8 protein-coding genes and 1 pseudogene are annotated in these 8279 nt (G+C 55.2%); 5 read left to right on the top strand and 4 right to left on the bottom strand.

The features are described from left to right. A partial coding sequence (locus PH547_RS33185) for a helix-turn-helix domain-containing protein (protein WP_350223760.1) occupies positions 1-215 on the bottom strand: 215 nt, incomplete at its 3' end. A gap of 1086 nt (positions 216-1301) precedes the next feature. On the opposite strand from PH547_RS33185, the gene PH547_RS33190 reads away from it, so the two are divergent. From PH547_RS33190 to PH547_RS33205, 4 genes are all read left to right on the top strand, one after another. After that, positions 1302-1487, top strand: coding sequence for a hypothetical protein (locus PH547_RS33190; protein ID WP_172831088.1), 186 nt, complete (start codon positions 1302-1304; stop codon positions 1485-1487). Between the two features lie 418 nt (positions 1488-1905). Further along, the gene (locus tag PH547_RS33195; protein ID WP_065091951.1) at positions 1906-3018 is read left to right on the top strand and encodes a pyridoxal phosphate-dependent aminotransferase; all 1113 of its coding nucleotides are present in this window, start codon (positions 1906-1908) and stop codon (positions 3016-3018) included. Between the two features lie 212 nt (positions 3019-3230). Further along, complete coding sequence (locus PH547_RS33200; RefSeq protein WP_004120058.1) at positions 3231-4259, top strand: LLM class flavin-dependent oxidoreductase; 1029 nt, start codon at positions 3231-3233, stop codon at positions 4257-4259. Between the two features lie 169 nt (positions 4260-4428). Continuing rightward, a complete protein-coding gene (locus PH547_RS33205; RefSeq protein ID WP_065091952.1) occupies positions 4429-4974 on the top strand; it encodes a DUF4168 domain-containing protein in 546 nt (181 codons plus the stop codon). Between the two features lie 535 nt (positions 4975-5509). Here the strand turns inward: PH547_RS33205 and PH547_RS33210 are convergent. Then, entirely contained in the window at positions 5510-6484 is a 975-nt protein-coding gene (locus tag PH547_RS33210) for a LysR family transcriptional regulator (protein ID WP_065091953.1), read from the bottom strand. Positions 6485-6979: 495 nt separating this feature from the next. Between PH547_RS33210 and PH547_RS33215 the strand changes: the two are divergent. Next, positions 6980-7193: pseudogene (locus tag PH547_RS33215) on the top strand (hypothetical protein). A gap of 133 nt (positions 7194-7326) precedes the next feature. Here PH547_RS33215 and PH547_RS33220 read toward each other — a convergent pair. Both PH547_RS33220 and PH547_RS33225 read right to left on the bottom strand, forming a co-directional pair. Then, positions 7327-7941: a sterol desaturase family protein gene (locus PH547_RS33220; RefSeq protein WP_280950733.1), complete on the bottom strand. Its 615-nt coding sequence runs from the start codon at positions 7939-7941 to the stop codon at positions 7327-7329. Positions 7942-8016: 75 nt separating this feature from the next. Next, positions 8017-8279, bottom strand: a 263-nt coding sequence (locus PH547_RS33225) for a LexA family protein (protein ID WP_285170285.1), incomplete at its 5' end; no start/stop codon positions are given.

Consider the following 8279-nt stretch of genomic DNA (forward strand, 5'->3'; position numbering starts at 1 on the left):
CCTTGGGGACCACGCTCGTTGAAGCGCATGACCCAGTCCCGAACGATCTGGAGCGTGACATTGCCGAGACGGGCGGCATCGGAACGCGAGCCTCCGTCATAGATCGACGCGAGCGCCAACAAACGTCGTGCCTGGGCGGCGTCCTTCGTCTGCCGCGCCAGCCGCCGCAGACCTTCTCCGTCAAAATCCTCACGCAATGAAATCCCTGATCGCATCGCAGACCTCCGGTTTGCTCCAGAGATTCAGATTCACCGCGTTTTGGGAAGGCCAAAGAGTCAAGTTAAACGGGACGCGGTATCAGTAAGAATAGGTATGCCTGCTGCGTCAGCATACTTGGCATAAAACGGATCCAGGCCGAGTGAAATCGGTGGGCTGCGAACCATGAAAGTATCGAAATTGGATATATCAGCCATCGACAATGGCGACGCAGATAAACCATCCTCAGCGCCGCCAAGTCCCCTGCGTATGCAGCAAGAAGGTATCCACCGACAAGGACCATCGCCATCGAGCATCCATGAATCATCATGACCTTTCCTTAGTGCACTGTCTTCCTGAGACGACGCAACAACCGTGCCAATCACCAAGCAAAGAACCGACGGTTATGTTTGTCGGCCCTGTCGCGCTAAGCATTTGCGGCTACGTCTCTATCCGAAGGAAAGGCGGATCAGGAGCTGCAGCTGGAGGCAACATGCTTCTCGACGCTGGGAGGTTGCTCGCAGCGGCGCTTGCATCAAAATATGTCATTTGCCCGCGAGCCAGGCTCGCATTAAGCCCGCGCTATAGTCCCGCAGCTTCCTCGAACACCCAGTCCCGCCGGTCGGTCTTCTCGCCAATGCCGGCGAGGGTGCCGACAGCACGAGCGGAGCCGGCGATCGCCGCCAAATTCGACGATAACCTAATCCTCCAATGAAAATCGCGAGATAGTGCCCGCATCAGACTCAAGGGAGAGCCTGTACTTCCGATCGCGTTGGAATGACGGCCTGAACATCGCCTGCAGCAAATCGTGCCGAGACGATGATTAGGACATTGCAATGTCGATGCGGCGGTGAGTCGAGGAGCCCGCGAGAGCCATGGCCGGCAGTCTATTGCGCTGCCACGAGCGACGCCGCCGCGGGCACGAACCGACGACACCTGCCCTGGTCGATTTTCACCGCTGTGATGCGAAGCTTGCCGCAACCATCCGACATTTGGATGAGTCCTATTAAATCAATCGATTATCCCGATGGGCCGATCAAGCGTAAATAGGCGGTGAAGTGCTCCACCGACGGTGGGGTCGGCGATGCTAATCAGTGGTGGTTCACATGACGATAAGCCTCCTCGGCAGGGATGTCGACGATGTCCCCATTGATCCCACTGGCGACGGCCGGCTCATCAGTGGCGAAGGTATTGGGCAGATCAGAATACCCAATCCGCCGACGGACGGTATCGATCTCGCTCGCATGGTCGTGTTTGAGGTCTCGATCCAGTCCGTAGCTCTCGGCTTGTAATTTCATGCTCCAGGAGGCCCTCATGAAGATTTCCGTGGTGATCGTCCAAGCGAGCTGCACGTTTCTGCCGGTCTCGACGCGGTCGGTCGCGATTGCGATCCCGTCAGCTGCCTTCGGAGTTTTGCCGAGACTACCACTTTAGGGGATGGGCCGGGTGAGAGCCGCATTCGAAAACGGCGGGGGCAAGCTGGCGGCATTGGCCGCCAAATCACATCGTGAGAGGCGGCTGGTCCAAAGGCGCCGCTCTAATTTCAAAGGCTTGAGCAAATTGCGGTTTTAGAGGGTTAGCGTTGCGTGGCGATCTGCGGACAGGATGATCGTTGCTGCCGTCGTCGAAGCGGAACGAAGATACATGGGCTTCAGCTAGGACTGCCGATCACATGCTAGCGGGTTCGACTAACTGATACGGAGAAAAGATATGTCTGATGCAAAACTGCAAAGTGTGCTTTCGGCTCTTTCGCAGACGGTGAGACAGCTCGACGCTATTCCGGCTAAACAGCCGGGTCCTGAAGCCAATTGCGCTAAGCTGGACACGAATGAGAATCCATTTCCGTTGCCAATGCTGGTGATGCGAAGCGCGATTGCCGCCCTCAAACGGCATTACCTTTATCCGGAGGATGATAATCGCTGCTTGCGGGAAGCGGCCGCCAATGCGTATGGCCTCTCCCGCGATCAGGTGATCGCCGGCAATGGATCGTCTGAACTGCTGGGGCTAATCTACAGGGCTTTCCTTGCTCCGGGTGATAGCGTGGCGATGATGTCGCCAGGTTTTTCGTTCAACCGCAAACTAGCCTTGTTGCAGGGTGCTCAATTTCTCGAAATCGAATGGAGCAAAGCTTATTCGTTGCCGATAGAGCAATTGCTTCTCGGTCCCGCAAAAGAGGCAAAGTTCATCCTGCTGGCCAATCCGAATAACCCGAGCGGAACCTTTGTTCCAATAGCCGAGATCGACAGGCTCGCTGCGCAATCCGACCGTTTGATAGTGTTGGATGAGGCGTATGTCGATTTTGCGCCCGACGATGCTCTACGACTTATCAATCGCCATTCGAACCTGCTGGTCTTAAGAACATTTTCTAAAAGCTACGCCGCCGCCGGTATTCGCATTGGTTTCGGCTTCGGTCATCCTGAACTTATCGGAAGGCTGCGTAACAGCCAAAATCTCTTCAATATGAATCTTATTGCCCACGCGGTCGGCACCAGCATCCTCTCGCACCGCGCCGCCTACGCCGAGAACCACAAACATATCAAAGATGAAAGACACCGAACCACGGCCGCACTCTCTAAACTCGGATTTTCGGTGACCCCGTCTCATGCAAATTTCTTGCTTGCTCGCGCACCACCTGGGCAAAACGGCACGTGGTGGCAAGCATCGTTGAGAAGACGAAAGATACTTGTTGCCGTCTTTCCCGATGACGGCCTGGAAAATCATATTCGCGTAAGCGTCGGTTCAAAAACCCAAATGGATGCATTCCTATCAGCCGCCGCTGACATTTCTAAAAGCCTGAAGATGCAGCCGGTCACGCACGGCTAATCTTTGTTTTTGCCGACACCACAGAAACAGCCAAGTCGATTTGGCCGGGATACCCAGATCTCCGCACCAAATGAGGTCGACACAACCGGTGTCGGCGATTGCACTGACCCTGGTGCCTTTTGATGCCTCGTCGTGGAGAACCACGGCCGGAGCATAGACCGCCTCTTCATCGCTTGAATCGACATCTTTCATCTAACATTGGAGACAATCGAATGGGAAATGCCATTCCTTCTAATCTGACCTTCGGCATCTTCGATCATCTGGACGACAACGGCTGCGACATAGCCCAGCAGTACTCAGATCGCCTGAGGTTAGCCGAGGCGTGCGACGGCCTTGGTTTTTACGCTTATCACCTTGCTGAGCACCACTGTACTCCACATGGGAGAGGGCCATCGCCAAATCTGTTTTTATCGAGCGTCGCGCAGCGTACGCGTTGGATTCGTATCGGGCCACTTGTCATGCTGCTGCCCCTTTATCACCCGCTGCGTGCTTTTGAAGAAATCTGTATGCTGGACCAATTGAGCGGCGGCAGAGTTGAGGTCGGGATTGGACGCGGTTCTCTCCCGATCGAATTAAGTTATTTCGGGATGTGTGCGGACGCGGCACCAGGCTGCTATGCGGAAGCCAGTGAAATTCTTCTTAATGCGATGAGAGGCGGCACGTTGTCCCATAAGGGCCAGCATTTTGAGCTGAGCAACATACCTTTGACACTAAAACCTCATCAAAGCCCGCATCCACCGATGTGGATTGCCACAGGTAGACCCGAATCGGCCCGCTGGGCCGCTGCGAACGGCGCAAACATCGCGTGCCTGGGACCGTCCTCTTCTGTCCGCAAAATTACTGACGCCTTCCGCGCCCATCGAAAAGAGAACACGGGCGAAGATGATCAATCCTCGTTTCGTGGCTTGCTTCGCATGATCGTGATTGGGCGTTCTGACCGCGAAGCCTGGGTGCTCGCAGCGCCGGCTTACGAACACTGGCTCGCCAGCTTTGAATTCCTTTACGAGCTAAATGACCTGCAGACTCCACCAAACCTGCCGCTGACTTTCGACGAGGCGGTTGAGAACGAGTTATGCATCGCAGGGTCGGCGGCGTCGGTGAGACAAACATTACTTAGCCAGGTAGAAGAGGCAGGCGCCAACTATCTTCTGTGTCAACTTGCATTTGGGACCCTGCCGCTGGATGCTTCCCTTTACACAGCAGCCACTATTCAATCCGAATTTATGGCTCGTCTTAACTGATGCGCCATAATTTGGAGCCCCAACAACTTTTCCTGCGCCGTGCTGGCCGTCCAGTTGGATGCTAAACGTCAAGCTCCTCGCCGTCGCATCCGGTTCATATGCTCCTGATGATGGCAAAGTTCTCGGCAGCGCCCCGTTCATGGTATCATGATCGCCTCGCTATCGTCCTATGGCAAGCATTGAAGGCCACATTGTCGCCGAATCCTCGTCGACCGAAGCCGGCTATATCACCGCTTTTGGCTTTACGCTGGGAAAGAAGCCTTGTCCCCCGCACTATATGAGAGGAATTAAAATGATCGATCGTTACATCTCTGCCGCATCGTTGACCGCTGCAGTTTTGGGCTTGATGTTTCTCAGCAATCCTGCGCCGGCGCAGCAAGCGGCGCAAGAGACGCAACCCGCCCAAGGGCAACCAGATGGCAATGGTGCGGCTGCGGCCATCAGTGACCAGAAGATCGAAGCTTTTGCCGTCGCCTATCTCCAGGTGGACAAGATTAGGCAGGAGTACGCGGCCAAGATCAAGGCGGCGCCGGATGAGACAGCGAAGCAAGAGCTACGGAGCGAGGCAAGAAAACAGATGATACAGGCCGTTCAGACCTCTCCCAATATTTCAGTGGACGAATACAACGAAATTCTGGCCGCTGCACAGAAGGATCCTGTTCTCGTGAAGAAACTTGACGACAAACTGCAGAAATCCGCGCCCGCAAAGCAGTGAGCAACCCCACGATCACCGATCAATTTGATCACCCGCCATCGCCGCGCCGAGTCCTACAATCTTGGCACGGCGTTGACCGGGGGTTCTTCATGACCATGTCCGCGACATTGATCCAACTGGGCAGTGAGCACGTCGACAAGATACCCTGCGGCAATTGTCCGGCAGCCCAGCAGTCACATACGAGCGATGGACGCAATCATCTACTCTTCGGCGGGGCGCGTGCATTATCCGGATCTGCCGATGGCTCAAAGTGCCACTGTCCAACAAGATCACCCAAGTGGCCCTCACGGCGTAGTCGCATCTCCGACATCGTTGAGCGGCAGACAGACCGGCAAAACGTGAGGTCATGGATGAGCGATGTTCGCGATCGGCTACCCTAAACTAGCGTCCCCGGTGTTAAGCTAATCCCACTATCGTCAAAGCGGTCGGCGAGCGGGCGCGGGAACGTATAAGCTTGCCGGCAGCATTAACGCGCGGCGCCCGAAACGGCGCTATGGCAGCCATATAATAGTCATGGCCCGATGAAGTTTTCGGATCACATGTGCGCAGGACAACATTCGTGCTGGTTTGAGTTGCTGAGCGGCGCGGTCGTGGCAATCGGCGAAACCATGCGGGACGCCTCCTCAAACAGCATTTCGCGCATCCAGACGCTTCCCGGATCACTATTGTGAAGTTCATGCCATTGAACGGCTTCGGTGAACGGAAGGTGTCGTGGCAGCGGAAGCTCGACGATGCGCAGCGGCATTGTTCTTGCGAAGTGCTGCGCCAGCCGTAAGGGCATGGTTCCTATGCGCTCATTGCCCGAAACCATGGACGGAATCATACTGAAGCCATGTACGACGACGTCGATCCGTCTCTCGCGACCGTGCTCGAGGAGGCACGAATCCTCGAGTCCCGGCCTCCGCGTATAGAATTTGGCCACAACGTGCCCCATCGACATGTATCTCTCGAACGTAAACGGCTCTTCCAGTTGCTTGTTCGAGGTGCAGCCTACGCACACGTGGACATCATCGAACAGTCTCGCTTGGGGATGGGCGTTTGATAAGAATATTTCCGGCAGAATGAAAAAATCAACGTCGCCGCGCCGAAGAAGGTCTTCATTATCATCGCCGGGGGGAAGAAATTCGAAGCTGATGCCGGGAGCTTCTCGCGCGACACGCTCCGCAATCCTTTCGAAAAACACGAGTGTAACGTAATCGGAAAGCACAATTTTGAAGCGGCGATCCGACCTAGCCGGGTCAAACGGCTCCCTCGAAATAATGGAGAGCTGAATCTGCAGCAGAGCCTCGCGCACCGCCGGCGCGATACCTTCAGCCCGCCGGGTGGGGATAAATTCGCGGCCGGCCATCGTAAACAGCTCATCTTGGAAATAGGTGCGCAACCGTGCGACCGCCGCGCTCATGGCTGGCTGGCTCAGGTTGATGCTGCGCGCCGCCGCCGTCAGATTGCGTTCGCTCATCAGGGCGTCGAGCGCGACTAGGAGATTTAGGTCAAGACCATTGAACCGCATAACTTATCTATCCACAGCGTGTATGTACGCCCTACAAACCTATCAGTACTCCTCATTAGTAATACAAATTGACGTTTTCACAGCGCAAAGACGCTCTGTGAAAACTTTCTTCGCAAATCGCATAGTGGGCGGAAAATTGAATATCGCGCAGTCCGACAGCGGGCCCATTTGGTGGGAAAGAAAGAGCGATCCGCACAGCATCCTGGTGAACTTCAGCGAGTGAACGGCAGGCCTTTTGTCATCGCTATATCGGTAGTCGATCTGTTCGGAGGGCAATCCCCTTCGGCGCCCGGAAAGACCTTTCCATGCGTAACAATGGTTTCACGTCCTCTGCGAATTTCTATTGGCGTGATATTTGCCAGAGATCAATTCGGTTCATCCCAGCGGTCGAGCGCCTTCTGATCCGGATCCCGATTGAGCGGGAGTTTATGATGCGGCGAAGAGGCTCAATACTAATTTGAAGGAACGTTTCAAAACACGCAGACGGCACTTGCCGTGCTCTGGATTGTTGCCGCGCGGCTATTCACTGAACATGGCACTGTGAAACTATTTGGCTTCCCCTCAGGCGGCGAGGCACCGGCAGGACAGTTGGTTTTCGCCAATGCTGCCCGCAGGCGGCGGCGATGGCTTAATCCTGTTTTGCTTCGTCGTCCTGTATCTGGTCTTGGCCGGGCCGGGGAGCTTTGATGCTAAGATGAAACGGATCTGAGCCGACCCTCGTGCTCAACTTGCCTGATAGGATCATCACCGAACGGTGGGCCGCAGCCTTGCAGATCTTCTCGCTAAGCAGCCTCCTGATCAAGGCCGCCACCAAGTTTAGATCAGACCCAACTCTTTGAACTTCAAGCTGCGGAACTGATATCCGAACGAACAGGTCCATCTCTTTCCGCCGCGTTCAATCCGCCAGCCTCAACTCCCCGCATACCATTTCCGACCTTGGTTCTGATCCAACGTCGCTTATCAAACGGAAACATAAAATAGTCACGTACGGTGAGTGGTTCGGACTGATCTCGGAGACCAACTTGCGGCCACTCGTCCTTTTTCGGCCAATATGCCGTGCGGAAAATCGTGTCCCATACCGTCGTAAAGAACCCATAGTTTCGATGCCGATGATGCGGTTCCATCGAGTGGTGAATGCGGTGGAATTTGTTGTCGCCGATAATGTATCGGAGCGGCCCAAGGTTGACTCGTGTGCTAGAGTGAGAAAGGTGGGCCTGAAAGGTAATTAGGGTCATGGCAACGACGGGCACGACGCCTGATTCGAAGTTAACCAGCGTAAGTGGTAGCGTGACAAACAATGCGTATACAAATGGCTCGGTAAAATGATGATTGCAATTCCAGGCCGTCAGTTCACGAATTGAGTGATGAGTGGCATGCAGGCGCCAAAGGAACGGAACGGCGTGTTGGGCGCGATGCATCCAATAATAGAAGAAGTCACCGGCTATCGCGACGAGCACACCTGAAAGGACGGCGAGCCCCGTGTTGATGAGCGGATTGCTAGTACCGTTCCGCAGAGATTCTGACGGGTTGAGCTATCGCAAGATTGGCAGCGCTTCGGGTTGTACGAGCAATTGAATGCTTCGCGCTACTCCAGGCTGGCGTTGAATGAGACCGGCCTTTTCCAGGGTTATCACCATCTGGTGTACAGACGGTGCGGTCACCTCAAAGTGGCGACGCATGTCCGCTTCTGCCGGGGAGCGTTTGAAGATCCTGGTGTAGGCATAAATGAAGGCCAGGTATTGGCCCTGCAGCTGCGTGAACTGTGGCGCTCCGGCAGGAGGCTCTTTGCCAAACG

The organism is Rhizobium cerradonense (assembly GCF_030182455.1).
Classification (GTDB): domain Bacteria; phylum Pseudomonadota; class Alphaproteobacteria; order Rhizobiales; family Rhizobiaceae; genus Rhizobium.